Annotated in this window: 30 protein-coding genes; 22 read left to right on the forward strand and 8 right to left on the reverse strand. The window is 71.7% G+C overall.

Annotated features, from left to right (window positions below; genetic code table 11):
- Positions 1-93 precede the first annotated feature (93 nt).
- From rplS to BLT72_RS06455, 8 genes are all read left to right on the forward strand, one after another.
- Positions 94-447 (forward strand): 50S ribosomal protein L19, encoded by a 354-nt coding sequence (gene rplS, locus BLT72_RS06420; protein WP_091411238.1) that lies wholly within the window; start codon positions 94-96, stop codon positions 445-447.
- A 293-nt stretch (positions 448-740) separates the two neighbouring features.
- Positions 741-1544: a signal peptidase I gene (gene lepB, locus BLT72_RS06425; protein ID WP_231930382.1), complete on the forward strand. Its 804-nt coding sequence runs from the start codon at positions 741-743 to the stop codon at positions 1542-1544.
- 26 nt (positions 1545-1570) lie between these two features.
- Entirely contained in the window at positions 1571-2299 is a 729-nt protein-coding gene (locus BLT72_RS06430; protein ID WP_231930383.1) for a ribonuclease HII, read from the forward strand.
- Positions 2296-2610, forward strand: coding sequence for a DUF2469 domain-containing protein (locus BLT72_RS06435; RefSeq protein WP_091411242.1), 315 nt, complete (start codon positions 2296-2298; stop codon positions 2608-2610). Before BLT72_RS06430 ends, BLT72_RS06435 begins: the two co-directional genes overlap by 4 nt.
- 188 nt (positions 2611-2798) lie before the next feature.
- Entirely contained in the window at positions 2799-3227 is a 429-nt protein-coding gene (locus BLT72_RS06440; RefSeq protein WP_091411244.1) for a DUF1810 domain-containing protein, read from the forward strand.
- 68 nt (positions 3228-3295) lie between these two features.
- On the forward strand, positions 3296-3817 hold the full coding sequence (locus tag BLT72_RS06445) for a pyridoxamine 5'-phosphate oxidase family protein (protein ID WP_091411246.1): 522 nt from the start codon (positions 3296-3298) through the stop codon (positions 3815-3817).
- A 56-nt stretch (positions 3818-3873) separates the two neighbouring features.
- On the forward strand, positions 3874-4248 hold the full coding sequence (locus BLT72_RS06450) for a YraN family protein (protein ID WP_091411248.1): 375 nt from the start codon (positions 3874-3876) through the stop codon (positions 4246-4248).
- Between the two features lie 52 nt (positions 4249-4300).
- On the forward strand, positions 4301-4771 hold the full coding sequence (locus BLT72_RS06455) for a hypothetical protein (RefSeq protein ID WP_091411250.1): 471 nt from the start codon (positions 4301-4303) through the stop codon (positions 4769-4771).
- A gap of 4 nt (positions 4772-4775) precedes the next feature.
- Here BLT72_RS06455 and BLT72_RS06460 read toward each other — a convergent pair whose 3' ends face one another.
- The 3 genes from BLT72_RS06460 to BLT72_RS06470 form a co-directional block, all read right to left on the reverse strand.
- On the reverse strand, positions 4776-6773 hold the full coding sequence (locus BLT72_RS06460; protein WP_157720320.1) for an endonuclease/exonuclease/phosphatase family protein: 1998 nt from the start codon (positions 6771-6773) through the stop codon (positions 4776-4778).
- Positions 6742-9132 carry an ATP-binding cassette domain-containing protein gene (locus BLT72_RS06465; protein ID WP_091411254.1) on the reverse strand — a complete coding sequence of 797 codons (2391 nt, stop codon included), beginning with the start codon at positions 9130-9132 and terminating at the stop codon, positions 6742-6744. The genes BLT72_RS06460 and BLT72_RS06465 overlap by 32 nt, the downstream gene beginning before the upstream one ends.
- Before the next feature lie 106 nt (positions 9133-9238).
- Complete coding sequence (locus BLT72_RS06470) at positions 9239-9691, reverse strand: pyridoxamine 5'-phosphate oxidase family protein (RefSeq protein WP_091411256.1); 453 nt, start codon at positions 9689-9691, stop codon at positions 9239-9241.
- Between the two features lie 327 nt (positions 9692-10018).
- Between BLT72_RS06470 and BLT72_RS06475 the strand changes: the two genes are divergently transcribed.
- The 11 genes from BLT72_RS06475 (at position 10019) to BLT72_RS06520 (ending at position 19071) form a co-directional block, all read left to right on the forward strand.
- Positions 10019-11470 carry a YifB family Mg chelatase-like AAA ATPase gene (locus BLT72_RS06475; RefSeq protein WP_091416879.1) on the forward strand — a complete coding sequence of 484 codons (1452 nt, stop codon included), beginning with the start codon at positions 10019-10021 and terminating at the stop codon, positions 11468-11470.
- Positions 11471-11475: 5 nt separating this feature from the next.
- A complete protein-coding gene (locus BLT72_RS06480) occupies positions 11476-12861 on the forward strand; it encodes a recombinase family protein (RefSeq protein WP_172826031.1) in 1386 nt (461 codons plus the stop codon).
- Between the two features lie 212 nt (positions 12862-13073).
- Positions 13074-13265, forward strand: a complete 192-nt coding sequence (locus BLT72_RS06485) for a MerR family transcriptional regulator (RefSeq protein WP_091411259.1) — start codon at positions 13074-13076, stop codon at positions 13263-13265.
- Between the two features lie 468 nt (positions 13266-13733).
- Positions 13734-13937 (forward strand): zinc finger domain-containing protein, encoded by a 204-nt coding sequence (locus BLT72_RS23480; RefSeq protein WP_425349237.1) that lies wholly within the window; start codon positions 13734-13736, stop codon positions 13935-13937.
- Between the two features lie 676 nt (positions 13938-14613).
- A complete protein-coding gene (locus BLT72_RS23485; RefSeq protein ID WP_091411261.1) occupies positions 14614-14880 on the forward strand; it encodes a WhiB family transcriptional regulator in 267 nt (88 codons plus the stop codon).
- Positions 14877-16292, forward strand: coding sequence for a protein-tyrosine phosphatase family protein (locus tag BLT72_RS06495; protein WP_091411263.1), 1416 nt, complete (start codon positions 14877-14879; stop codon positions 16290-16292). The genes BLT72_RS23485 and BLT72_RS06495 overlap by 4 nt, the downstream gene beginning before the upstream one ends.
- A 68-nt stretch (positions 16293-16360) precedes the next feature.
- Positions 16361-16609, forward strand: coding sequence for a hypothetical protein (locus BLT72_RS06500; protein WP_091411265.1), 249 nt, complete (start codon positions 16361-16363; stop codon positions 16607-16609).
- On the forward strand, positions 16606-17073 hold the full coding sequence (locus BLT72_RS06505) for a hypothetical protein (RefSeq protein ID WP_091411267.1): 468 nt from the start codon (positions 16606-16608) through the stop codon (positions 17071-17073). Before BLT72_RS06500 ends, BLT72_RS06505 begins: the two co-directional genes overlap by 4 nt.
- Before the next feature lie 477 nt (positions 17074-17550).
- Positions 17551-18030: a hypothetical protein gene (locus tag BLT72_RS06510; protein ID WP_091411269.1), complete on the forward strand. Its 480-nt coding sequence runs from the start codon at positions 17551-17553 to the stop codon at positions 18028-18030.
- 478 nt (positions 18031-18508) lie between these two features.
- Positions 18509-18700 (forward strand): type II toxin-antitoxin system HicA family toxin, encoded by a 192-nt coding sequence (locus BLT72_RS06515; protein WP_091411271.1) that lies wholly within the window; start codon positions 18509-18511, stop codon positions 18698-18700.
- On the forward strand, positions 18697-19071 hold the full coding sequence (locus tag BLT72_RS06520) for a hypothetical protein (RefSeq protein WP_091411273.1): 375 nt from the start codon (positions 18697-18699) through the stop codon (positions 19069-19071). The genes BLT72_RS06515 and BLT72_RS06520 overlap by 4 nt, the downstream gene beginning before the upstream one ends.
- A gap of 2 nt (positions 19072-19073) precedes the next feature.
- Here the strand turns inward: BLT72_RS06520 and BLT72_RS06525 are convergent, their stop codons facing one another.
- The 4 genes from BLT72_RS06525 to BLT72_RS22090 all read right to left on the reverse strand — a co-directional run bounded on the left by BLT72_RS06525 (position 19074) and on the right by BLT72_RS22090 (position 21305).
- Complete coding sequence (locus BLT72_RS06525; RefSeq protein WP_197677212.1) at positions 19074-19280, reverse strand: hypothetical protein; 207 nt, start codon at positions 19278-19280, stop codon at positions 19074-19076.
- A complete protein-coding gene (locus BLT72_RS06530) occupies positions 19264-20166 on the reverse strand; it encodes an LAPAL motif-containing putative phage structural protein (RefSeq protein WP_091411275.1) in 903 nt (300 codons plus the stop codon). The genes BLT72_RS06525 and BLT72_RS06530 overlap by 17 nt, the downstream gene beginning before the upstream one ends.
- 262 nt (positions 20167-20428) lie before the next feature.
- A complete protein-coding gene (locus BLT72_RS23490; RefSeq protein WP_091411277.1) occupies positions 20429-21070 on the reverse strand; it encodes a helix-turn-helix domain-containing protein in 642 nt (213 codons plus the stop codon).
- A complete protein-coding gene (locus BLT72_RS22090) occupies positions 20952-21305 on the reverse strand; it encodes a hypothetical protein (protein ID WP_157720323.1) in 354 nt (117 codons plus the stop codon). Before BLT72_RS22090 ends, BLT72_RS23490 begins: the two co-directional genes overlap by 119 nt.
- Before the next feature lie 123 nt (positions 21306-21428).
- On the opposite strand from BLT72_RS22090, the gene BLT72_RS23420 reads away from it, so the two are divergent.
- The 3 genes from BLT72_RS23420 to BLT72_RS06545 all read left to right on the forward strand — a co-directional run bounded on the left by BLT72_RS23420 (position 21429) and on the right by BLT72_RS06545 (position 24897).
- The gene (locus BLT72_RS23420; RefSeq protein WP_157720324.1) at positions 21429-21542 is read left to right on the forward strand and encodes a hypothetical protein; all 114 of its coding nucleotides are present in this window, start codon (positions 21429-21431) and stop codon (positions 21540-21542) included.
- Positions 21542-22675 (forward strand): DNA-processing protein DprA, encoded by a 1134-nt coding sequence (dprA, locus tag BLT72_RS06540; protein WP_172826032.1) that lies wholly within the window; start codon positions 21542-21544, stop codon positions 22673-22675. The genes BLT72_RS23420 and dprA overlap by 1 nt, the downstream gene beginning before the upstream one ends.
- A gap of 254 nt (positions 22676-22929) precedes the next feature.
- A complete protein-coding gene (locus tag BLT72_RS06545; RefSeq protein WP_091411280.1) occupies positions 22930-24897 on the forward strand; it encodes a fibronectin type III domain-containing protein in 1968 nt (655 codons plus the stop codon).
- A gap of 116 nt (positions 24898-25013) precedes the next feature.
- Here BLT72_RS06545 and BLT72_RS06550 read toward each other — a convergent pair whose 3' ends face one another.
- Positions 25014-25964, reverse strand: coding sequence for a cation diffusion facilitator family transporter (locus tag BLT72_RS06550; protein WP_091411282.1), 951 nt, complete (start codon positions 25962-25964; stop codon positions 25014-25016).
- Positions 25965-26062: the final 98 nt, after the last annotated feature.

Below are 26062 nucleotides of genomic sequence, written 5' to 3' on the forward strand. Positions count from 1 at the left end.
GATGCGCGGCTCCTGCCACAGGGGGATCGTCCGCGGCCGGGGACCATCGAACCCACCGACGTGGTGACCTGTGGCACCGGCGAGGAAACACCCATGAGCAAGCTGATCGACGCACTGGACCAGGCGTCCCTGCGCACCGACATCCCCACCTTCCGCCCCGGCGACTCCGTCAAGGTGCACGTGAAGGTCACCGAGGGCAACCGCTCCCGGCTCCAGGTCTTCGCCGGCGTGGTCATCTCGATCGCCGGTGACGGCGTGCGCGAGGCGTTCACCGTCCGCAAGGTCAGCTTCGGCGTCGGCGTGGAGCGCACCTTCCCGCTGCACAGCCCGATCATCGACCACGTCGAGGTCGACCGCCGCGGCGACGTCCGTCGCGCCAAGCTGTACTACCTGCGCGACCTGCGCGGCAAGGCCGCCAAGATCAAGGAGAAGCGCGAGGCTCGCTGAGCGACCCGCGTCCGTCCGCCCGGTGGGCTCCCGAGCCACCGGGCCACGGTTCCTGCCTCGACCACGGTGCTCCCACGGCGGGCACCCCGGCGGCGTCCGACCGGTTCTCCCGGTCTGGCGCGTCCGGGGTGCCGCCGCGGGCGCCGTGGTCGTCGCGTCTCCGCTCGCGGTCGGTCCTGCCGGCCGGTGAGTCACGCGCGTCGGCCCGGGATCCGGGCTACGGTGGACGCTGTTCCCGCCGCGACCGCGGCACCCGCGCAAGCCGCGATCGACGCCGGACCCGAGGCGAGCAGTTGACCACTGACCAGAACGCCCGCAGCAGCACTGCGGCGGGCGGTGACTCCCGCCCGCGCCGCAGCGCCGGCCAGCAGGTCGGATCCTTCGTGAAGGAGTTGGTCTTCGTCGTCGTCGGCGCGCTGATCGTCTCCTCCCTGCTCCGCGCCTTCGTCGGGCAGATGTTCATCATCCCGTCGCAGTCCATGGAGAGCACGCTGCTGATCGGCGACCGGGTCGTCGTGCAGAAGATCACCGACTTCCACCGCGGCGACGTCGTGGTGTTCGAGGACCCGGGCGGCTGGCTGGACGAGGAGCCCGTCGCCGAGCCCGGCCCGTTCGACCGCGTCCTGGAGTTCGTCGGCGTCCCGACGGCCAGCACCCCCGGCCACCTGATCAAGCGCGTGATCGGGATGCCCGGCGACCGCGTGGTCTGCTGCGACGACGACGGTCGGCTGTCGGTCAACGGCCAGCCCCTGGACGAGACCAGCTACCTCTACGTCAACCCGGGCGGTGACCAGGTGACGCCCTCCGACGTCCAGTTCGAGGTGGTCGTGCCGAAGGACCGGATCTTCGTGATGGGCGACCACCGCGACCTCAGCGCCGACTCCCGCTGCCACCTCTCCGACGTCTGGCCCGACCTGCCGCGGGGCGGCATCGCCTTCGTGCCCGAGGACCTCGTCGTCGGGCCGGCGTTCGCCATCGCCGCGCCCTTCGACCGCGCCGAACGGCTGCGCACCCCGGCCACCTTCGCCGACGTGCCGGCGCCGACCGAGCCGGCGCCCGACCGCGCGGTGATCGAGCCCGCCGGGGTCAGCTGCTGATGGCCGGTCCGGGGGAGCACGGGACGGTGCCCGACCACGGCGAGGTGCCGACGGTCAAGGTGCGCCGCGACAGCGGCCTGTACGGGTACGAGCGCGCCCTGGTCCGGGTGGGGCTCGGCCCGGTCGCCGGGGCGGACGAGGCGGGGCGCGGCGCGTGCGCGGGACCGCTGGTGGCCGGCGCGGTCATCCTGTCCGACGCCCGGCACCGCCAGATCAAGGGCCTGGCCGACTCCAAGCTGCTGACCGCCCGGACGCGGGAGCGGCTGTACGACGAGATCACCGCCAAGGCGCTCGCCTGGTCGGTCGTCGCGGTGGAGCCGGGGGAGTGCGACCGGCTCGGCATGCACGTCGCCGACATCACGGCGCTGCGGCGGGCGCTGCTGCGGTTGGACGTCGCCCCCACCTACGTGCTGACCGACGGGTTCCCCGTCGACGGGCTCGGGGTGCCCGGCCTCGCCGTCTGGAAGGGCGACCGGGTCGCGGCCTGCGTCGCCGCCGCGTCGATCATCGCCAAGGTGACACGGGACCGCATCATGACCGAGCTCGACGCCGTCCACCCGCAGTACGCGTTCGCCGTGCACAAGGGCTACTGCACACCCCTGCACCAGGAGCGGCTGGACCTCCACGGCCCGTCGGCCACGCACCGGATGCGCTTCGACAACGTGGCCCGAACCACTAGAGTCGATACGATGTCCGACCTGCCCCGCTCCCGCCCCGCCGCCGCCCTCCTCGACGCCGAACGGGCCGTCTCGTGAGCGCTGAGGACCTCGAGCAGTACGAGAGCGAGCTCGAGCTCCAGCTCTACCGCGAGTACAAGGACGTGGTGGGGATCTTCACCTACGCGGTGGAGACCGAGCGGCGCTTCTACCTCTGCAACGCCGTCGACCTCAAGGTCCGGACCGAGGGTGGCGACGTCTACTACGAGGTCTCGATGGCCGACGCCTGGGTCTGGGACATGTACCGCCCCGCCCGTTTCGTGAAGAGCGCGAAGGTCCTGACCTTCCGCGACGTCTCCATCGAGGAGATCACGCACAGCGACCTGCAGGTCCCCAAGAACGTCCCCTGAGCCTGTCCTCGCGCCCTGAGCCCGTCCTCGCGCCCTGAGCCCGTCCTCGCGCCCTGAGCCTGTCGAAGGGCCCCTCCCGATCCCGTGCCCTGAACCCGTCGAACGGCCGGCCCTCCCGGGCCCGGCGCCCTGAGCCTGTCGACGGGGCCTCCGCTCCGACCGCCGCCCCGCGGGCCTAGGCTCGGACGGTGGGACAGGAAGGGCTGGTGCGCTTCGTGCAGGCGCAGGACGCGGGGGGCACCTACACCCGGGCGCTGGCCGAGCTGCGCCGCGGCCGCAAGGTCAGCCACTGGATGTGGTTCGTGTTCCCCCAGCTGGCGGGTCTCGGGCGCAGCAGCACCGCCCAGCACTACGCGCTCGGCTCGCTGGCCGAGGCCCGGGACTACCTCGCGCACCCCGTGCTCGGCCCACGGCTGCTGGAGGTGTCCGGCGTGGTCGCCGGGCTCGAGCGGGGGAGCGCCGTCGACGTCCTCGGTCCGGTCGACGCGGTCAAGCTGCGCTCGTCGGCGACCCTCTTCCTGCGCGCCGCGCCGGACGAGCCCGTGTTCGCCGCGGTCCTCGACCGCTACTTCGGCGGGCAGCCGGACGAAGCCACGGACCGGCTGCTCGGCCGCTGACGAGTCGCTAGCGTGGCGGGCAGCACCGGCGGTGGTGGACGGCCGGCTGACGGCCCCGAGGAGCGCCGGTGACCGATCCGTTCGAGGCGCTCGCGGAGGACTTCCTGGCGATCACCGCCGACGTCGTCTACTGCACGGTGACGACCGTGGACGGGGCCGGCCGGCCCCGGTCCCGGATCATGCACCCGGTCTTCGAGGTCGTCGACGGACGGCCTCGCGGGTGGGCCGTCACCGACCGCTCGCCGGTCAAGACGCGGCACCTGGCCGCCAACCCCTTCGTCTGCTGCTCGTACTGGAGCCCGGCGCACAACACGGTGACCGTCGACTGCGAGGCCCGCTGGGTCGAGGACGACGACACGAAGCAGTACGTCTGGGACCTGTTCCGGGACACCCCTCCGCCGCTCGGTTGGGGTGACCTGGCCGCCTACGAACCCGAGCGGATCGCCCACCCGCTGTTCCACCCGCTGCGGTTGACGCCGTGGCGGGTGCAGCTGCTGCGGGCGGAGCAGATGATGGCCGGGGACTTCTCGCCCCGCACCTGGCGGGCGGTCCCGTCCACAGCCCAGCAGCTGCCGCCGTCCACAGCCTGACGGCGTGGGCGGCGGGACCGGTCCGCCGTCCTGATGCTCACCCCGGGAGGTGGGCGATGGTGCAGAACGCACGGCAGGCGTTGGGGGCCCGGGGTGAGGAGCTGGCGGTGGCCGAGCTCCGCCGTCAGGGGATGGAGGTGCTGGAACGCAACTGGCGCTGTCGGCACGGCGAGATCGACGTGGTGGCGACCGAGACGGTGGACGGTCGGACGACGGTGGTGTTCTGCGAGGTGAAGTGCCGGTCCGGCCTCGGGTTCGGCGACCCGCTGGAGGCCATCACCTGGGCCAAGCTGCGCCGGCTGCGCTCGTTGGCGGCGGAGTGGATGCGGGTCCACGAGGTGACGGCGGCGACCGTCCGGCTGGACGCGGTCGGCGTGCTGCTGGTCCGGGGCCGCGAGCCGACGGTCCGGCACGTCCGGGCGGTCGGCTGAGGAGGGGCGCGCGCGGAGGGTAGGGGGTCGGCCGGCTGGGTACCTGGCCGACGTGTCGAGTCAGCTGAGCATCTTCCTGCGCAACCACGAGGCCGCAGCCCGGGCCGGGCTCGACCTGGTCCGGCGCGCGGCCCGGAACCAGCGGCGCCGGCCGTGGGGTGATGAGCTGGCCTCGCTCGCGCTGGAGGCGGAGGAGGACCTGACCTCGCTGCGCCGGCTGATGCGGCACCTCGACGTCAGCCCGGCCCCCGTGCTGGGGACGGCCCTGCGGCTGGGTGAGCGGGCGGGCCGGCTCAAGCCGAACGGGCACCTGGTGCGCCGGGCGCCCCTCAGCGACCTGGTGGAGGTGCAGGGGGTGCTGACCGCGCTGACGCTCAAGGGGGCCGGGTGGCGGGCGCTGCTCGCGACGCGGGCCGCCGACGGCGCCGAGCTGGACCTCCCGGCCCTGGTCGAGCGCGCCGACCGGCAGCAGGAGCGGCTGCTCGCCGTGCACAGCGCCGTGGCGGTCCGCAGCCTGGCCTAGCGCGTCAGGGGCGGACGGCGACCACCAGCGGGAGGTGGTCGGACAGCTGGACGCCGGTCAGCACCTCCGCGTCCGCGAAGGCCACGCCGCGCCCGAGCACCCAGTCGATCCGCCGGGTCGGGCCCGTGCTGGGGTCGGTCAGCGTGGCCGGGTCGCCGACCGCGTCGACCGCGCTGACGTAGCCGGCGGCCGTCAGCAGCCGCACCTCCGCCGAGCCGGGGGTGGCGTTGAGGTCGCCGCCGACGACCTGGGCCCCGGGACGCGGCGGGGCGAGGAAGGCCTGCAGCTGGGCGACGCGGGTCGGGGTGTTCCCCGCGCGGTGCTGCAGGTGGATCGAGGTCACCGTGGTCGGCCGAGCCCCCAGACGGGTGACGGCCGTGAGTGCGGAGCGGCGCTGCGGGCCGGCGCCGTAGGGCAGGGGCTGGACGCGGACGTCGCCGAGCGTCCCGCGGGCCAGGACGACGTTGCCGAAGCGGCCGTCGGCCGCGGGGGCGAAGGCGAAGGACCGGTCGAGCCGCTGGGACAGCCAGCTGGCCATGTCGACGCCCCCGCCCTGGACCCACCCGCGGGACACCTCCTGCAGCAGCACGACGTCCGGGTCCTCCGCCTCGATCACGCGGGCGACGGCCTCGAGGTCCACCGCGCCCTCCGGGCTCACGCCGTAGTGGAGGTTCCAGGTGAGGACCCGGCCGGTGTACCGCCCGTCCGCCGCCGGCCCGTCGGGCCGCGCCTGCGCGACGGCGGTAACCGCCCCGAGGAGGAGCAGGACGGCGCTGCCGAGCAGCACGGCACGGTCGGGCCGGGGCCGAGCGGTGGGTCCCGGTCGGCGGTCCGCGCCGCCCGCCGGGCCCAGTCCCGCGACGGCCAGCGCGGCCGCGGTCAGCACCAGCACCAGCACGTTCGGGACCCCGAGCGGGACGTCGTAGTCGAGCTGGAAGACCAGCACCGGGCCGATGGTGGTCAGCCCGACGACACCGGCGGCTGCTGCGGTGGCGGCCGACGTCCGGACCGGCCGCGAGGAGGCCGGTTCGTCGGTGCCGGGCGAGGACCAGGCGCGCCCCAGCAGCAGCGCCGCGGTCAGCTGGGCCGACAGCAGGGCGGTGAGCACCAGCGCGACCCCGGCGGCGGTCGCCCCCGACACCTGCAGCGCCACCGCGGTGGCCACCGGCAGGGCCACCGCCGCGACGGCGACGGTCCGTCGCGGGCCGGCCGGCTGGCGGGGCCGCCGCCCGGCGAGCACCGCCGCGAGCAGCAGGCCGGCGCCGAGCAGCGGTCCGGTGACGGCCAGCGGCAGACCGGACTGGGCCGCCGCGGACGCGGGGTTGGCCAGCACCAGGACGCCGAGGCTGAGCACGGGGCCCAGGGCCCAGAGGCCCGGCGTCTTCCGCGGAGGTGCTGCGACCGGTTCGCGCCGCGCGAGCACGGCCAGCAGGACGACGGCGAGGGCGACGGCGACGGCCACCGCCCAGCCGGCGGGGGTCGACCGCCAGGGAGCGTCCCAGGTGCCCAGGGTGAGCTGGAGACCCACCGAGCCGCTCGCACCGGCCAGGACGGCCGCGGCCGCCGCCCGGCCGCCGCCGTCGCCGTCGGACAGCTCCGCGACGGCCAGCGTCAGCACGGTCACCGCGACCGCGACGGCCAGCAGCCCGACGACGACGCGGGCGTCGCCGGCGAGTTGCTGGACGACCAGCCGGAACAGGGCCAGCAGCACGGCGCCGCCGAGCAGCGCCGCCGTCCACGGCCGGGCGACCCGGCGGGTCCCGGCCAGCAGCAGGGCGGTCAGGGGCGCCGGCGCGACGTAGGTCAGACCGGCGGCGAGGGCCGCCGCCGGCGCCCCGCCGCGGACGAAGGTCGTGTCCAGCAGGGGGCCGCTGCACCGGACCAGCTCCAGGGTGGCCAGGGTCAGCACGGCGACGAGGGCGGGGAGCGGCCGCAGGGCCGTCACCGCGGCGCCGCCCCCCGGCCGCTCCTCAGCCGCCGACGTAGGCGGCGAGGTGCTCACCGGTCAGCGTCGAGCGGGCGGCGACCAGCGCCGCCGGGGTGCCCTCGAAGACGACGAGGCCGCCGTCGTGGCCGGCTCCGGGGCCGAGGTCGATGATCCAGTCGGCGTGGGCCATCACCGCCTGGTGGTGCTCGATGACGACGACCGACCGGCCGGCGTCGACCAGCCGGTCGAGCAGGCCCAGCAGCTGCTCGACGTCGGCGAGGTGGAGGCCGGTGGTGGGCTCGTCCAGGACGTAGGTGCTGCCCTTGCCGGCCATCTGGGTGGCCAGCTTGAGCCGCTGCCGCTCACCGCCGGACAGCGTGGTCAGCGGCTGGCCGAGGGTCAGGTAGCCGAGCCCCACGTCAGCCATCCGGCGCAGGATCTCGTGCGCCGCCGGGGTCCGGGCGTCGCCGGACCCGAAGAACTGCTCCGCCTCGCTGACCGGCATCGCGAGGACCTGGCTGATGTCCTTCCCGCCCAACCTGTACTCCAGCACCGCCGCCTGGTACCGCTTGCCCTCGCACTCCTCGCAGGTGGTGGCGACCGTCTCCATCACCCCCAGCTCGGTGTAGACCACCCCGGCGCCGTTGCAGGTGGGGCAGGCGCCCTCGGAGTTCGCGCTGAAGAGGGCCGGTTTCACGCCGTTGGCCTTGGCGAACGCCTTGCGGATCGGCTCGAGCAGACCGGTGTAGGTGGCCGGGTTCGAGCGGCGCGAACCCTTGATGGCGCCCTGGTCGACGACGACCACGCCCTCACGCCGGGCGAGGTTGCCGTGGATGAGGGAGCTCTTGCCCGAACCGGCGACCCCGGTCACCACCGTGAGCACGCCGGTCGGGACGTCGACGTCCACCCCGCGCAGGTTGTTCTGCCGGGCTCCCCGGATCTCCAGGGCGCCGCTGGGCTGCCGCACCGCCTCCTTGAGCTGGGCCCGGTCGTCCAGGTGACGGCCGGTGAGGGTGCCGCTGCTCCGCAGGCCTTCGACGGTGCCCTCGAAGCAGACGGTGCCGCCCGCGGTGCCGGCGCCGGGACCGAGGTCGACGACCCGGTCCGCGATGGCGATCGTCTCCGGCTTGTGCTCCACCACCAGCACGGTGTTGCCCTTGTCGCGGAGCCGCAGCAGCAGGTCGTTCATCCGCTGGATGTCGTGCGGGTGGAGGCCGATGGTCGGCTCGTCGAAGACGTAGGTGACGTCGGTCAGGGCGGAGCCGAGGTGCCGGATCATCCGGGTGCGCTGGGACTCCCCGCCCGAGAGCGTCCCCGCCGGCCGGTCCAGGCTCAGGTAGCCGAGGCCGATCTCGACGAAGGAGTCGAGGATCTCGCTCAGCGAGGTGAGCAGCGGGGCCACCGACGGCTCGTCGAGCCCGCGCACCCAGCCGGCCAGGTCGTTGATCTGCATCGCCGACACGTCGGCGATGCTGAGCCCGGCGATCTTGGACGAGCGGGCGCCCGCGTTGAGCCGGGTGCCGCCGCACTCCGGGCAGGCGGTGAAGGTGACGGCGCGGTCGACGAAGGCCCGGATGTGGGGCTGCATCGCCTCCCGGTCCTTGGCGAGCACCGTCTTCTGCAGCTTGGGGATCAGCCCCTCGAAGGTGAGGTTGATGCCCTCGACCTTGATCTTGGTCGGTTCCTTGTGCAGCAGGTCGCGCAGCTCGGCCGGCGTGAAGTCTCGGATGGGCTTGTCCATGTCGAAGCCCGCACCGCTGAAGATCCGGCCGAACCAGCCGTCCATGCTGTACCCGGGCACGGTCAGTGCGCCCTCGTTCAGCGACAAGCTGTCGTCGTAGAGCTCGGCCAGGTCGAAGTCGGTGACCTTCCCCATGCCCTCGCAGCGCGGGCACATGCCACCGGTGATGCTGAACTCGCGGCGTTCCTTGACCGTCTGCCCACCCTTCTCGAGCGTCACCGCGCCCGCGCCGCTGATCGAGGCGACGTTGAAGGAGAACGCCTGCGGCGAGCCGATGTGCGGCTGACCCAGCCGGCTGTACAGGATGCGGAGCAGCGCGCTGGCGTCGGTGGCGGTGCCGACCGTCGAGCGGGGGTTGGCGCCCATCCGCTCCTGGTCGACGATGATCGCGGTGGTCAGCCCGTCCAGGAGGTCGACGTCGGGCCGGGCCATGGAGGGCATGAAGCCCTGCACGAAGGCGCTGTAGGTCTCGTTGATCATCCGCTGCGACTCGGCGGCGATCGTGCTGAACACCAGCGAGCTCTTCCCGGAGCCGGAGACCCCGGTGAACACGGTCAGCCGCCGCTTCGGGATCTCGAGGCTGATGTCCTTGAGGTTGTTCTCGCGGGCGCCGTGCACGCGGATCAGGTCGTGGCGGTCGGCGACGTGCTGCTCGGCCAGCGGCCCGTCCGTCGGCCTCGCGGTCGTGGTCATCGTGTCTCCTCCAGAGGGGCGCGCAGGGTCCGCGCTCGTCGACGTCGCCAGATCGGTCCGGCGGGTCCATCCTGGCCGGGTTCGGGCCCGCCGTCAGGCCCCGGCCCTAGACCAGCCACCGGCCGTCACGCATCAGCTCGCGGCCGGCCAACTCGTCGACCTCCCGCCAGGCCTGGATCCGGCGGGGTCGGACGCGGAACCACCGGTAGGTGGGCCCCGACGTCCGCGGGTCGAAGCCGGTGCGGGCCGCGAACCGGTCGCCCTGGTCGGACCCGAGCGCGTCCAGGGCCAGCACCTCCACCGCGCCGTCGACCAGCGTCACGTCGCGGGTGAGGCCGAGGGCGAGGCGGACGACGCCCGTGGCCGCCAGGTTGCGGCCGGTGGGGCTGGTGAGCGGGGTCGAGAGCAGGACGGCCTCGCCGTCCCAGTCGAAGGACAGCGGCACCAGGTACGGCGCGCCGTCGGCCGAGGCGCTGCCCACCCACAGGTCGACGTCGTGGTCCAGCCGGTGCTCGGTGTCGCGCCGACGCTCGGCCCCGGTGCGGGGTCCGCCGCTCATCGGCGCCCGCTCCGCTCGTCGGCCGTCCGGTGCTGCTGTGCGGTCATGGTTCCCCTCGAAACGATGAGGTCCGGCTCTGGTCGGCGCCCGGATCTACCGTAGGGCCGCCCAGCCGGCTGCGGGGCCACGACGGCGGGTCCGGCCGCCGGGTCAGGGCCGCCGTCCACAGGTGCTCCGCCCGCGGCGTCCACAGACCCGGTCGGCGGACGTCGGGTGGGCGCCGTCGTCCTGATGGTCCCCCTCGGAGGTGGTCATGACCGGTGGTGGGCAGGGCAGGACGCACGGGCGGGTCCTGGGCCCGCGGTGCGGTGGACGGGCGGCGGGCTGATGCAGGCGTGCGCGTGGAGCGTCGCCCTGGTGGGGCTCGAGGGCAGGATCGTGGAGGTGGAGGCCGACATCGGCGCCGGGCTGCCGAGGACGGTGCTGGTGGGTCTGGCCGACACCGCCCTGTCCGAGGCCCGTGACCGGTGCAAGGCGGCGGTCGGCAACACCGGGCACACCTGGCCGGCGTCGTTGCTGACCATCAACCTGAGCCCCGCGACGCTTCCCAAGACGGGCAGCCACTACGACCTGGCCATCGTCGCGGCGGTGCTGGCCGCGGCCGAGGTGATCCCGCGGCACGAGCTCGCGGGCACGGTCCTGCTGGGCGAGCTGGGCCTCGACGGCCGGGTACGACCGGTGCGGGGGATCCTCCCGGCGGTGCTGGCGGCCGCCCAGGCCGGCTTCACCCGGGTGGTCGTGCCCGTGCGGCAGGCCGGGGAGGCGGCGCTGGTCGACGGGGTGGACGTGCTGGGCGTCGGGTCGCTCGCCCAGCTGGTCGCGCTGCTGCGCGGCGAGCCCGTGCCCGAGGCCGAACCGGTCGAGGTGCTGGGCGAGGCACCGGCCGACCCGCGGGCGCGGCCGCTGGACCTCGCCGACGTGGTCGGGCAGGTCGAGGCGAAGTGGGCGGTCGAGGTGGCGGCCGCCGGGCGCCACCACCTGATGTTCTCGGGGCCGCCCGGGGTGGGCAAGACGATGGTCGCGGAGCGGATCCCGGGTCTGCTGCCCGACCTGACGCTGCCCGAGGCGCTGGAGGTGTCCGCCGTGCACTCGCTGGCCGGGTTCAACCTGGCCGACGGCCTGATCACCCGGCCGCCCTACAGCGACCCGCACCACTCCGCGTCGGTCGCCAGCATCGTCGGCGGCGGGACGCGGATGGCCAAGCCGGGCGCCATCTCCTGCGCCCACCGCGGCATCTTGTTCCTCGACGAGGCGCCGGAGTTCCCGACGCGGGTGATCGACGCCCTCCGGACGCCCCTGGAGTCGGGGACGGTGACGCTCGGCCGCAGCGAGGTGCAGGCCCGCTACCCGGCCCGGTTCCAGCTGGTGATGGCGTCGAACCCCTGCCCGTGCGGGCAGGCGGCGACCCCGGGGGCGCACTGCTCGTGCCCCCCGCAGGCGGTGCGGCGCTACGCCGAGCGGATCTCCGGGCCGATCAAGGACCGGATCGACATCTCGTGCCTGTTCCTGCCCCTCCGCAGGGCCTACCTGGCGGCAGCACTGCAGCGGACCGAGTCCTCGGCGGTGGTCGGCGAGCGGGTCCGGCAGGCGCGGGAGCGGCAGGAGCGGCGGCTGCGGGGGACGGGCTGGCAGACCAACGGTGAGGTGTCGGGGCCGTTCCTGCGGCGGCAGCTGCCGCTGCCGGAGGGCCTGCAGGTGGTCGAGAACGCGGTGAGCCGGGGGCGGCTGAGCCCGCGGGGCGTGGACAAGGTGCTGCGGGTAGCGTGGGCTGTAAAGTAGCACATGTGCAGAGCATCATCTACGCCCGAATCAGCAAGGACCGCGACGGCGAAGGTCTTGGGGTCGCTCGGCAAGAAGCGGACGCTCGGGCCCTTGCCCAGCAGCGCGGATGGGAGGTGCTGGACACTGTCGTGGACAACGACACCTCTGCCGCTGGCCGCCGGCCGCGCGCCGGGTTCGAGTTGGTACTGGAAGCGATCGAGTCGGGCAGAGCTCAGGTTGTGATCGCCTGGGCCCTTGACCGGCTTACGAGGAACCGTCGAGACACGGTGCGTCTCATCGAGGCTTGTCAGCGCCACGGAGCGACGATCGCCCTCGTCCGGGGTTCGGATCTGGACATGGCAACGCCGGCAGGGCGCTTGACGGCTGACTTGCTTGCCGCTGTGGCCCGTTCGGAGATCGAGGTGAAGTCTGATCGACAGGCCCGAGCCGCACTCCAGGCCGCCGAGCAGGGCCGGTGGGTTGGTGGCCGCCGGCCCTTCGGCTACGAGGCGGACGGCATGACCGTCCGCGAAGCTGAGGCGAAGTGCGTCCGAGACGCCTACACAAGCCTCCTCGATGGAATCAGCCTTCGCCAGATCGCTTACCGGTGGAACGAGGCTGGCATGTTGCCGCCGCAGGGCTCCCGCGATGGCAGCACATCGCGCTGGACAGGATCGGTCGTGTCGCGCTGCCTCAGGAAGCCGCGCTACGCCGGGCTCTCATCGCGGCGCGGCGAGGTGCTGGGCGTGGCTCAGTGGCCCGCCCTGGTCGACGCAGACACCTGGCACGCCGCCCAGGCAATGATGCGGAACCCGAGTCGCACGCCCACGCGAGGTGATCAGCGGATGCTCAGTGGACTTGCCCTGTGCGGCACTTGCGGAGCGACCGTGCACGCTGGCGGCGGCGCCACGGGGCGCGGCGTGTACCGGTGCAGCGTGGGCTCGCACGTCGTGCGGCGGCGAGCACCGATCGACGAGCTGATCAGCGCTGTGGTGGTTGAGCGCTTGGGCCGCCCAGACGCTGGCAGGATCTTCGCGGCCCGTGCGGCGGGCGTCGGCGCCGCGGAGCTGCTACGGGAGGCCGAGGAGCTTCGGCAGCGCCTTGACGGGCTCAGCGAGGGCTACGCAGACGGCGCGCTCACCTTGAGTCAGCTGCGGAAGGGCACCGACCGTCTTCGTGGCCGCCTGGAGGAGGTTGAAAAGCGGATCGCGGCGACTGGGAGCGGCCCGAGCGCCGATCTTCGGAACCTCCTCACCGCGACCGAGGTGGGCGAGGTGTGGGACTCGCTCGACGTCGCCGGGAGGCGATCGGTGATCGAACAGCTGATGACGATCACGCTGTACCCGCCAGGCCGCGGTGTCACTGTCTTGCGGCCGGAGCATGTACGGATCGACTGGAGAACGTCCTGAGGCCGGCCGGCCGCCCGATCCAGAGACAGGTAACAAGTTTGTTACAGACTGCGGTCGAGATTGGGCTGAGTTAAGGCACAGTTTGGCATCAATAGACCCCATAACGCTACCTGCTGAGCGTCACTGCCTAAACATGCACACCTGAGATCCGTCAGAAGTGCACTTAGCCTTTCTTTCGTCGAGGTCATGGGACCTCTCGGGAGGAAGCTGGCATGTCAGACCGCAGATTGGACTCCATCCAGGCCGCCGCAGAGGCGGCGAAGGTTTCGCCGATCACCATTCGCCGCCGCATCGCGAGCGGCGACCTCGCGGCTTATCGATTCGGGCCACGCATTATCCGGGTTGACCTGAATCAAGTGGACGCGCTATTCACGCAGATTCCGACCGGCGGGAATGCTGCGTGAACCCGAACAGGGGCCGCGCGACGCGCCTGCCATCCAGGCGTGAAGCAGAAGTCGACGCCATCGCGCTCGTCGTCGAGAAGGTTCTCAGCACCGCGCCGCTGCTCACGGACGAGCAGTGCGACCGGATCGCAGCTGCGCTTCGGTCAGGCGACGCTGAGCACAGGCGGGCAGCCGCATGAGCCGGAGAACGCGAAGAGGACGCCCCAGCCAGGTAGCACCCTCCGTCAAGCTCGCAGCAGCGAGCCTTGCGCCCATCGACCCTCGGGACGAGGTCGCCCAGCACGTCGATGGCACCTTCGTGATCGTCGTAGAGATCTCTGCCGGCCGCTTCCGTCGGCGCTGCTTCCTGACCGCGGCCGCCGCAGAGCGGGCCGTCAATCGAGCGCATTGTGCCGGTCAGAGCAGCACCGTCTACCTCGCTGAGCTCAAGCCCTTATGGCGCATGAACGCAGGCCAGGCGGCGTCGTGATGGCCAGCGCGTGGCACGGCAAGGAATGCACACCGCGTTGCGAAGAACTTGCCGTCCAAGTGACTCTGACCGGTCCGCGGGCTGTCCCGTGCCCGTACTGCTCCGCAACGCCTGGTCGGGGATGCAAGATCGTCGGGCCCGCCCCGGTTCCCCTGGTGCGCTTCGGGCAGTATCACCCCTCACGCCTTGAGTCAGCCGCGTGAGCTACATCAAGTTCGAGGCCCGGCACCTCGAGGACGACCGGTGGCTTGACGTGTCGCCGGCGGCGTTCGTGGTGCACGTCTGGGCACTGTCGTACTGCAACGAACAAGCCACCGACGGGGCAATCAGTCGAGCTCGTGCGAGCCGCCTGGTCTGTCCCGTAGACCCTGCTCAGATCGCCCCGGCGTGGTCCGAGCTGGTCGACTCTGGCCTCTGGCGAGTCACCGACGACGGGTACCACTGCGACACCTTCACGGCACACGGCATCGCTGCGGACGAGCAGCACAAGACTCGCGCGCGGTGGTCGGAAGACAAGCGGCGGCAACGGCTGCACCGCAACGGAAACCACTCAATCTGCTCTGAGAGAACCTGTCCCGTAGCGCCAATGTCCACTGAGGACTCCGCAGGAGACTCCACTGCAGACAAGTGGACGACTAGACCCGACCCGACTAGACCCGACCCGACCCAACCCGAAGGGTTGGGGAAGGGGTCGGGGGCAGGGCGGTCATCGTCCTCCGCTGGAGCTCCGGGCGATGCCGCGCCCCCGGTGACGGACAAGCACCACCATCGCCCCGGTTGCTGCCTATTCGCCGACTTCCCGCACAACCGCCATCACTACAAGCCGGACGAGTGCCCAGGTTGCGCTGAGCCTCAGCACCAGGTCTCGGGCGCCGCCTGATGGACGCCCTCGAAAAGCTGACCCGCGCTCTTGTCCAGCTCGCAAGCAGAGGGGATCGGCCGCGGTGCGGGGACCCGGTGACCCGCGACTACTGGACCTCCGACAACAACCAGGAGCGCAAGCACGCCGCCGCTTGGTGTGCGGGCTGCCCCGTGTTGAACCTGTGTTCAGCAGCCGCCGACGAGACCTCAGAGCGCTTCGGAGTTTGGGCCGGCGTCGATCGGACTCCGCGGCCGCGACCCGAGAGTCGGAAGGCATCAGCGTGACCCCGGATGTCACCGCCTACCGCATCGAGGGCAACCTCCCGGCTGGCTACACCCCGACCGGCCGCTTCTCGGTCCCTCTGATGAGTCACGTGGCCGACGGCCTCTGGATCGGCGGGTTCGTCGCCGGAGCCAAGCTGCCCGAGGACTTCGACCTCGTCATCTCGTTCCACCGGCAGCGGCAGTACGTCCTGGGCGCCAGCACGGAACTGGTCGAGATGCCGGCCGAAGACTCGCTGTCACAAGACCCGCAGGTCTTCCGAGACGCCGCCGCCCTCGTGGCGCAACGTGTCGCCCAAGGCCAGAAGGTGCTCGTCCACTGCCACGCCGGTCTCAACCGGTCCGGGCTCACTGCAGCACTCGCCCTGGTCGAGCTCGGCCACACCGCGCCGGCCGCCCTCCAGCTGCTGCGCGAGAAGCGGAGCCCCTACGTCCTTTGCAATCCGGCTTTCAAGGCGGCACTCCTCCTCGGTGACCGTGCCCCCGAGCCGAAGGCGCCGGCAGCCAAGCGGCCAGACACCGCCGGCGATCCATCGAACGCTGACCTGCTCGACTTCGCTTTCGCCGTGCGTCAAGCAGATGCCCCGCTGCGGGAGTCCAAGACTGAGCGCGCCGGGCAGGTCGATCTGTGGCGTCTCTACTGGCTCCATCGCGGACGCCTCGCCTCCCCCTTCGTCGGAGCCCTCGAGCCCCTCCCAACGCACGCGCAGGCCGGCTGCAGCTATGACCGGATGCCCGGACGAGGAGGAACCCTGGCGGTGCACCCAGACGCCGACATCCCCGCGCTGAACTGCCAGTGCGGCTGGCGCGGAGCGGACAACGTCGAGGCGCTCGCAGCTGCAGGCGAACACATGCGCACCTCCCCGCACGCCTTCCTGCCGATCGTCAACCACATCCAGGACAACTTCGACAGCGTCGACGACTTCAACGACCGCCGAGACGCGCTGTTGGCTGGCGGCGAGCGGCACGGCTACCACATCCTCCCGGTGCCAGCGCTCGTCCGAGTCACCGCACACGACGCCATCCGCGACGACAGAATCAGCCGCCGCACAGCCTTCCTCGCCACGCCAGCCGGACAGAGAGTCACCGCCCACTTCCGAGCCCTCGGCACCGCACCAGCCGAGCTGTTCAACGGCGTTCCGGAGGGGCCCGGCATGTGGCGCGCACGCTCGCTCACCATCACCGGCCCGGTCATCACCGGCCCCACCGAGTACGCACTCCCGAACCCGCGAGACCTGGCCCGTCACTACGGGGTGAAGTACGTCGACGTCTCGGCCAGCCTTAAAGGCGCCAACTTCAGCGACGCTCTCGCGATTGCCGCCGCCGGCGCACTTCCGGCGGTCGCGATGAACCCGCGCTCCCCACACCACCACCTCACGAAGAACGCAGCGCGACCCGGGGCCCGACCCCCTTGAGGTCGCCCGCCGGACCCGCCAGTGACGCCCACATACTCACCAACCTAAGAGCCCAAGAAGAGGACCTCATGCCCAACTTCGACAGCCCGACCAATCGCACCATGAAGGAGCGCCTCGCCCGTGGCGGGCCCTTCCGCCGAAGCGAGGAAAAGGAGGCGCTCCTGCAGATGCGAGAGGAGCGACCGACCGAGTTTGCTGCCCTGCCACCCGGCGTGCACATCGCTGTTGGCCTGTACGAGGCCGACCTCGCTACCCACCAGCAGCTCCACCAGACCGACCCCACCAGCTACGAGCAGATCACCGGAGGAGCACCGTGACCACCACCGACCTCACCGACCTCGAGGCCAAGGCAGCCCGGCTGCTGGCCCAGCACGAGAAGGCCCAGGCCGCCGCTCAGGCCGCGCGCGACGAGGAGCTGCAGCGCCAGACCGAGCGCGCCAGGCAGCTCGACCAGGACACGGTCAACGCCTACTCCGAGACCGACCACGCCGGCGCCATCACCGCGGCCGGACAACAGCTGGTCCAAGCCGTCGCCGGCAGTGACATCGGGCAGGCCTGGGTCGCCTACCAGGCGGCTCAGCTGCGACAGGCGCACGCCGCCGCCGACGCCAGCGGCGCAGCATCACGCCTCGGCCTCGCGCCCATCCCCTCTCGGCCTGCCAACAACGCGGCCGCGACAGTGCTGGCCAAAGCCGTCGACCAGCTCGCACGCAACCTCGTCGCTGACGAGCTCGATCAGCGAGACCAGGACCGAGCAGCCCGCATCGAGGCCAAGGGCTGACCCCAAGACCGAGGCGACGTTCCGGCGTTAACGTCACCGGCCCCGAGTCCATAGCGGGCGGGAAACCGGATCGAAGGGGGGAGCGAGTCGAGACATCATCCTCGCGTTGATCCTTCTGCGTCGGACGTCGCCTCACTTCGCAGCGCGCCCCCGGGTCCCAACCCCCTCAGGTCCACGCGTCTCACCCGCCAGTGATTCCTTTTTTTCAGACGGGCGTAGGGGGGTTCCTGTGATTGGCGGCGGACGCCTCCTCGGCCAACCCGTCCTAGTTTCTGCTCGCACACTCGATGGCGCCTCGTGCCTGACCCCGTTCGGTCACCCGGGGCCCCACCCCCAAGGCGCCGCGCAGCTCACCCGCCAGTGACGCTCATCTCTCTGAAACTTTTCTCCACGAGGGCGCTTTGGGCTACCGGATCCCTCTGTGGCCGGCGGGCGGAATCGCCATGCTGGGCGCAGGCGCGTCGGGGACGTTGGGTTGTGCTGCTGTCGGAGTCGCTCGAGCACGCGGAGGCTGCCGGCGTCCGGGCAACCATCCATCAGCATCTTGGACGGCCGCCGACGCGTGCCGAGATGAACGCCGCCCGCCGGGCTGCCTACCAGTTGGTGGAGGAGGGTGCGGCGGAGGTGGCCCACAGCAAGGTGGGATCAGAAGGACTGCACGTCGCCAACTACCTGATCCTCGTCCGGCCCGGCCTTCACGTCGACGACGAAGCGCTGCGCCTGGCGGCGATCGGCCGGACCTCGTTCCCTGGTGCGCTTGAGGAGCAGCGCCATCAGAGCGTTGGGCGAACCGAGGGAACGGTGGTTCTTGCAGCGGAGGCGGCCGAGCTCGCCCGCCAGGTGCAGGTCGAGCTTCTGAGACCCGACCAAGCCGCCGCTGCCGAGCAACGGTTGACCGTCGCCCTTGAGGAGCTTCGCCTGCTGCGCAGCCGGCTTAGGCGTCAGAAGGGCACCTAGCGTGTTAGTCGCTCATGCCCTGACCAGACATCGAACACCTGTTCTAATCTGAGCCGTGGGTCAGAACCGGAAGGATCGAGAGTGGCCGCGGCCTCGCTCGACCCGGTTTGTTTGGGTGGCTCAATCCGGGCCTCAAGTGCCGCCGCTCCAAGGGCTCGTCCTCGACTGGCGCCGCAGCTCCTACCGCTGGTCCGCGCTGGTCGCCACGGTGCGTCTGGACGAGGAAGGTCGGCCGCTCGTGCAACACGAGTGGGTGCCGGCGGAACGTCTGCGGCCAGTGCGGGCGGATCCGAACGGTCGGAAGCTAGGCGACTACTGAGCCCGGGGACCACGGACGCGCGTGCTAGGGGGCATGCGCATACGCGATAAGCGCGCCAAGAGCGACAGCGCTACGCAGCAACCGACCCTAGTTTGGCCACTCCGGGCAATCTGTCTATCCCACTTGACTTGATACTGTCTATCACACTAGACTAAAATCATGGTCAGTGAGCAGCCCACCCGGACGGTCCTCAAGTTGCTCCGCAGCGAGGGCTTCGAGCCGCAGCGCACGGTGGGCAGCCACACGTGGTGGACCAAGGGCAACGTCGGGGTGCCGGTGCCGGACGGGCACCGGACCATCTCGCCGGGTGTCTACCGCAAGATCCTGAAGGCGATCGAGGAGGCGAAGTGAAGTACCAGGTGAACGTCACCCGCGACGGGCGCTGGTGGATGCTCGAGGTCCCTGACCTCGACGTGACCAGCCAGGCCCGCCGGCTCGGCGAGGTCGAGCAAATGGCCCGCGAGGCGATCGCTGTCACCACCGACGCTCCGGTCGACGGCGTGCAAGTGGAGCTACGCCTCCCAGACCTCGGGCTCGTGAAGGCATCGCGCTTGGCCGACCTGTACCGCGAGCGAGCCGAGATCGCCGAGCGTGAGGTCCGCCTCGCTGCCGAGACCCGCGATGTCGCTGTGGGCCTGGTCGACGCCGGCGTGCCACTCCGCGATGTCGGTGAGATCCTCGGCGTCTCGCACCAGCGGGTGCACCAGCTGGTCAACCAGTGAATCTACCTGCTGCGCAATGCTTCGCGCTTGGTGAGGTGAGTGGCGCCGATGTAGGAAGCGATGACAGACGGGACCAGGATCAGGGCGTTCAGCCCGCGGTCTGCGATCAGCCAGTACGCGAACACCCCCGAGGCGAGGCCGATCAGCAGGAGGACGAGGCCCGCTGCGTCCAGGCGGCGCTGTGAGCGCTGACTATGCGTCATCGTCATGTGCAGCCCTCCTGAAGCTCTCGACCTTGAGGACCGTCCAGGTTCGTGTGGTCCGCCCGTTCTTCTCGACCGTGTCCTCGCGCACCTGCAGTCGGAAGATGTCAGTCTTGCGGATCGCCAAGCCGTTCGCGACACGCGCGAGGAAGTCCTCGTCCTCGACGATAGCCGCCCGGCTAGCCTCCTTGGTTCTGACTCTCCACTTCCTGGGGTTGTCGAAGTCGATGGCCGCCATCTGGGCCTCCGTCTCGAAGATGTTCTGCTGCTCGGTGACCTCTTCGTCCGCCCGTGTGGCGTCGTAGTCGGGCTTCGTCAGCTCGAAGGGTTCAGGCTGGTCGCTGGTGTCTGCGTCTGCGTCTGCCGGGGGGTTTTCGATCGCCACTGATGCCACGCGCGGGTCGCTCAACGGGGCCAGGATCTTCCGAAGGTGCCGCTTCCGGGGCTTGTCCCGCTTCTGCAGCTCGACCCAGGCTGCCTGCGGGATCTCCGCGGCCGTGTTGTCCTGCCAGGTGACCTTGACGTTGCCGTTCTCGAGGTAATCGAAGTCGGCGACACCGGCCCGGACTGACTTCGTCGACCACCAGATGATGGAGCTCAGCGAGGGCACGCCGACGGCTCCGCCCGCTGCTTCGGGGTTCTCCTGCACGATCCTCAGGACCTCGATCAGGAAGGAGCCTTCGCGCGCTGGCCTGACCAGGACCTCCGAGCCGGCCGCCCCTTCTCCGAAGACGCCGGCCTTCGCGAACTCGCCGTTCAGTCCGACGAGGCCCTGCAGCACTTCGGCGACGTGAGAGGCTCGGAGCTCCTGCACCTCGGAGCCGTCCTCCTCCTTGCCCTCGAAGCGGAGGGTAAGGGTCTCTACAACGCCGGTAGCCGGCTCCGTTGCCATGGTCGAGGAACCTACATGACGGCACCGACGGTGCTCAGGCGGTGCGGGTCTTCTCCCGTGGTCGACCTCGTACAGCTTCCCGGCGCGGGCTGTTGCGCCGGACGGGCATGAACGGGCCCTCGGCCCCCAGTTGTAAAGGGCGCGGAACGGGATGGCGAGGAGCCAGTGGAGCTGGCGGAGGGTGAGGGGCGGCTGGGTCAGGGCCATGCGGCGGAACTCGGCTTCCTGGACGGTGTTGCCGCGCGGTCCTTGTCGTGGTCGCTTAGCCGGTCACCCTTCGTGGTGGCCGGCCAGCGCCGGGAGCGCTCTTTCTGCGCTGTCGCATGCACGATCCGCACGCGGGGAGCATCCGCAGCTGGTCCTCCGTGGCTGCCTCAAACTGGTGGGTCGTCTGCCGATCCCACCGCTTGAAGTGCAGGCAGTCGAGATCATGACGAATCAGCGGGGGCTGGTCGAGCATTCTGGTCCCGTCGTCGCGCAGGCGCCAGACCACGTGGGAGATCTCCGGATATGCGCCAGGCTCGGAGACGAGGCGCTTCGATGGGCGTTGCACTGCACTACCCCGTAGCGGAGTGCCGACCGGCTCAGACCAGGTGAGTCGGGACTGCTCAAACTCCTCCACGTCTCGTCGCGAGACGCGGTACCGGGGCTTGCGACTGCTGCCGAAGTTCACCGCCCTGAGCTCGCCGCGCCTGATGAGCGTCCGCACGAACCTCGGCGGAACTTGCCAGGACTGAGCGACGTCCTCAGTTGTGAACCACTGCTCCGCCGGCACCGCTACCGCCTCACCGCTCGGGCTCGCTGGGCACCTCAAAGCCGTCCAGCAGCTTCTCCAGCTGGCGCGCACTGCGCCTGGCCCACCGGCGCAGCGGCTCTTCGATCGGACTGTCGTCTGCCTCGCCATCACCGGGCTCCAAGGCGGCAGGGTTGGCGGTCTTCGCCGCTACAGCGTAGGCGACGTCGAAGAGGAGTCCGGTGAGGTACTTCTCCCGGGAGCGGTCGCGCACGTGGGAGCCGATGTGCGGATCGCGGATGATCCCGGCCCCGCGGGCGATGCTCTCCGCCCCGTCGGCGTCGATCCACCGGGTTTCCAGCTTGGCGCCGAGTTCGAACAGGGCGCGGAACATAGTCTCGTCCATGGGTCTGACTCCTTGTTTTGGAAGGGGTGGGATCTAGGCCTCGGTCGGTGCTCCAACACCGCCCGAGGCCGTTCTGTCTCTAGCCGCAGGACGGTAGACCTACGCTAGTTCGTTTCCCACGCTGTGGCCTGGACGCTGGCCGACCTGGCCGGCCGCGACCGGCCGGGGAGCGACGAGGTGGCGGTCGCGCTGGCGATGCGTCGGGGCGAGCAGCTGGACCGGACGGAGGCGGGCTGATGTGGTCGGAGAAGCGGGCGCGGATGGCGCTCTCGTGCGCCGTGGACGGCGGCGAGCCGGAGGCGGCCCGGCTGCTGGCCCGGGTCGGGGCCCAGGGCGCCTGGGCGAAGATCGCCGAGGGCGCGCTGGGCGAGCCGCTGGCCCGCCGGGCCGCCGCGACGGACGTCGACGTGGTCGAGCGGCTGGGCGCCCGGGTGGGAGCACGGTTCGTCGTCCCGGGGGAGGAGGAGTGGGTCCCGGGGCTGGACGACCTGGCGCACGTCGACCCGATCCAGCGACGGGGCGGGGTGCCGTTCGGGCTGTGGCTCCGCGGGCCGGGTCACCTGCCCGCGCTGGCGGCCCGCTCGGTGGCGGTGGTCGGCTCGCGGGCGGCGACGGCCTACGGCTCGGGGATCGCGACCGACCTGGCGGCCGAGCTGGCCGAGCACGGCGTGACGGTGGTGTCGGGGATGGCGTTCGGGATCGACGCCGCCGCCCACCGCGGGGCCCTGGCGGCGGACGGCCCGACGGTGGCGGTGGTCGCCAACGGTGTCGACGTCGTCTACCCGCCCGGGAACACCGCGCTGTTCGAGGCGGTCGCGAAGGAGCACCTCGTGGCGTCGGAGCTGCCCCCGGGTGCCCACCCGACCCGGGTCCGCTTCCTCGCCCGGAACCGGCTCATCGCCGCGCTCGCGGGCGGCACCGTCGTCGTGGAGGCGGCGTTGCGCTCTGGGGCCCGGAACACGGCCGGCTGGGCGCTGGAGTGCGGTCGTCCGCTGATGGCGGTGCCCGGGCCGGTCCACTCCCGGGCCTCGACGGCACCGCACCTGATGATCCGCAACGGCCAGGCGACCCTGGTCACCTGCGCCGCGGAGGTGCTGGAGCTGGTCACCGGGCTCGGGGAGCACCCGGTCTCGCCCGGGGTGACGCCGCAACGGGCGACCGATGCGCTGACCGAGGATCAGCTGGCGGTCTTCGAGGCCACCCCGGCCCGGCGCCGGGTGTCGTCCGGTGAGATCGCGCTGGCCGCGGGCGTCCCCGTGCCGTCCTGCCTCGCCGCGCTGCACGTGCTCGAGGGCCTCGGCCTGGTCGAGGCGGGCGACCAGGGCTGGCGGGCCGTCCCGCACCGGGCGATGCTGCCGGCACCGGCGTGAACCGTCAGCGGGTGGCCGAGGGACGGGACCGGCCCGCCCCCCTCATATGGGTGGTTCCCACCCCCTTCGATGAGGCCTCACACGCGGGGGCGTTCTCAGCAGAGTGGTGTGTGGCCGACGGAGGCCGCACGGGGGTCTGGCAGCGGACTCCTCCACTACTCAGGGGGGACACCTTGAACGGAACAGCAGCAAGGCCGACGACGAGGTCGTCGGCGAGGCGAGGCAGCCGAGCGGGGCGCGGTGCAGCCCTGGCTGTGGCGGCCCTGATGGGCGCCGGCGGCCTCACCGCTCTCGCCACGGGCTCGGCCTCCGCGGCCGTGCCCGAATTCCCGGACAACGTGGTCGTCTTCCCCGACCGCGACTTCGTCACCATCGAGGGCTATCAGGACCACATCGGGGAGCAGGCCACCGTCACCGTGACGCGCGGCAGCCAGGTCGTCGGTTCCGCCGTGGGCACGGTCGCCGAGGGCGACGTCGCCTTCGAGATCAACCACCCCGGCGGCTACTGCTGGGGCGCCGGCACCGGCCTCAACGTCACGCCGGACATCCAGAAGGGCGACAAGGTCTCGATCAAGTTCGCCGACGGCGCGAGCGGTGACACCACCACCAGCACCGGCACCGCCACCACCCACGCGGCCCTCAGCGGCAGCACCGTGACCGTCGAGGGCACCTACGGCTCCGACGTCATCGCCGGGCAGGCCGAGGTCCGGATCGTCAACCCCGACCTCACCGCCGAGGTCGGTCGCCGCGACGTGCGCGCGGTGACCGGGGGCCTGACCGTCGCGCCCAAGGGCGGCTACTCCTCGAACCTGGAGATGGCTGGCGGCAAGTTCACCGCCACCTTCAACTTCGACACCCTCAAGGCGGCGCAGATCGCCGCCGCGACCCAGGTCGAGCGCTTCATGTCCTGGCAGGTCGAGGACGCGGACGCGAACCGCCAGGGCCTCACCATCTCGGAGTTCGGCGAGTTCGGCGGCCCCGGCATGGGTGGTTGCCCGGCGGGCCCCGCCGACGTGGCCCCGCCGAAGGGCAGCTACTCGGCCACCCGCTCCGCGGACAAGACCAAGCTGGCCGTCAAGTGGACGCCGGATGACGCCCCTGCGGGCACCCCTGCCGTCACGAACTACAACGTGGAGGCCTTCAAGGGCGACGGCACGTTCGTCGGCGCCCGGGTGGCTGCCTCCGCCACCGGTGCGACCCTGACGGTCGACCCGGCGGTGACGAGCTACACCGTCGAGGTCCGCTCCATGGCGGGCGTCAAGATGGGTGACCCCTTCGACCTGGCTCCCCCCACGGGCACCGGTGAGCTGCCGGCCGACCAGACCGCGCCCAACCTGACCATCAACCCGGCAGCGTCGGGCAACACGGCCGACACCGCGGTCGAAGCCTCCAGCGTCACCCTCGGCTCCGAGTCGGCGGCTGACGTGTACTTCACCACGGACGGCAGCGAGGCCGTCCTGGGCGACCTGCCCGGCGACACGGCTCAGCTCTACAAGTCCCCGATCGCCATCACTGCGCTCACCGAGGTGCACGCCGTGGCCATCGACCGGGCCGGCAACATCTCCAAGCAGGCTGTCGGCTTCTACAAGCCGGCCGGCGCCCAGGTGCTCAACGCACCGACCAGCCTCGCCGCCACCCCAGGCATCGGGCAGGTCGCGCTGAAGTGGGTCGCCCCCGCCGGGAGCAGCACCCCGGTCACCGGCTACCAGGTCGAGGCCTCGACCGTGGCCGCCGACGGCACGACGACGCCGCTCGCCACCCAGCCCGCGGTCACCACCGACACCAACCAGGTCGTCACGGGGCTGACGTCGAACACGAAGTACTCGTTCACCGTGAAGGCGCTCTACGGCACCGCGGCGAGCGCGCCGTCGGGTGCGGCTACGGCCACCACCCCGGTGGCCTCCGCGAAGGTGACCATCTCCACGGGACGCTGGAAGAACGCCGACACCCGGATCCAGGGCACGACCGACCAGCCGGCCCTGACCTCGAGCGTCGTCCGGTTCTTCCGCAAGTCGGCCGACGGGACCTTCACCACCCAGTACGCCGGTCCGACCCCGCTGGTCGCCGCAGTGGCCCCGGCCACGGGCTCCACCTTCGACGGGCGGTTCCGCACCACCGCCCTGACCGGGACCGCGAACCCCGGTCAGATCGTCGCCAAGCTGTTCGACGGCAGCGGGAAGGAGCTGGGAGCCAGCGCTCCGTTCACCCTGACGAACGGCTGACCGCAGGCATCACCACCCCGGAAGGCGGGCTCCTCGGAGCCCGCCTTTCGGCGCGCTCGGAGCGCAGGTGCCGCAGGAGGGGACCCGCGCGACGACGCTGATCCACACCGATGGCGTCAGGCGTGCGTGGCGTGCTCGTGGTCGACGTGGCTCAGCGGCTCGAACTGGAAGGTCGAGTGCTCGATGCTGACGGGGAAGTGGTCGGCGACGCACCGCTGGACGGCGTCGAGCATCGACGGCAGGTGCCCGTCGTTGAAGCAGGAGTCGTCGACGACGACGTGGGCGCTGAGCACCGGCAGCCCGGTGGCGATCTGCGAGGCGTGCAGGTCGTGGACGTCGTGCACGTGCGGGGTCTCGAGGAGGTGCCGGCGGACCTCGTCGAGGTCGAGGCCGCGGGGGGTGGACTCCAGCAGCACGGCCGCCGCCTCGCGCAGCAGCAGCACGGCCCGGGGCAGGATCAGCAGGCCGACCAGCAGCGAGACCACCGCGTCCGCCCGCAGCCAGCCGGTGGTGGCGATGACCACGGCGGCGACGATGACGGCCACCGAGCCCAGGGCGTCGTTGACCACCTCGAGGAAGGCCGCCCGCAGGTTGAGGTTGGCGGTCCGGCTGCGGGTCAGCAGCGCGATGGCCACCGCGTTCCCGACCAGGCCGACGACGCCGAACGCCAGCATCGCACCGGTGGCCACCGGCGGGGGTTCCAGCAGCCGGCGGACGCCCTCGACGAGGACGTAGACCGCCACCGCGCTCAGCACCAGGGCCTGGACCGCCGCCGAGAGCACCTCGGCACGGACGAAGCCCCAGGTCCGCCGGGTCGACGCCGCCCGGGTCATCAGGCCGGCCGCCACCAGGGCGAGGGTCAGGCCCATCACGTCGGTCAGCATGTGCCCGGCGTCGGCGAGCAGGGCCAGGCTGCCGGACAGTGCCGCCCCGACCACCTGGGCGACGAAGTTGGCCGCGGTGATCCCGAGGACCAGGCCGAGCACCCGCCCGGAGTCGCCGGCCCCCGACGGCCCGTGCGCGTGCGCCCCGTGGCCCTGCGACCCGTGCCCGTGGCTGCCGCCCACCGTCACCTCATCCCGCTCGCACGGACCCGCGCGACCAGGCCCACCCCGACCGTCCGGGCCGGGAGGCCAGCCTAGTCAGCGTCGGCGCGGCAGTCGTC

Source organism: Friedmanniella luteola (assembly GCF_900105065.1).
In the GTDB taxonomy this organism is placed as follows: Bacteria; Actinomycetota; Actinomycetes; order Propionibacteriales; family Propionibacteriaceae; genus Microlunatus; species Microlunatus luteolus.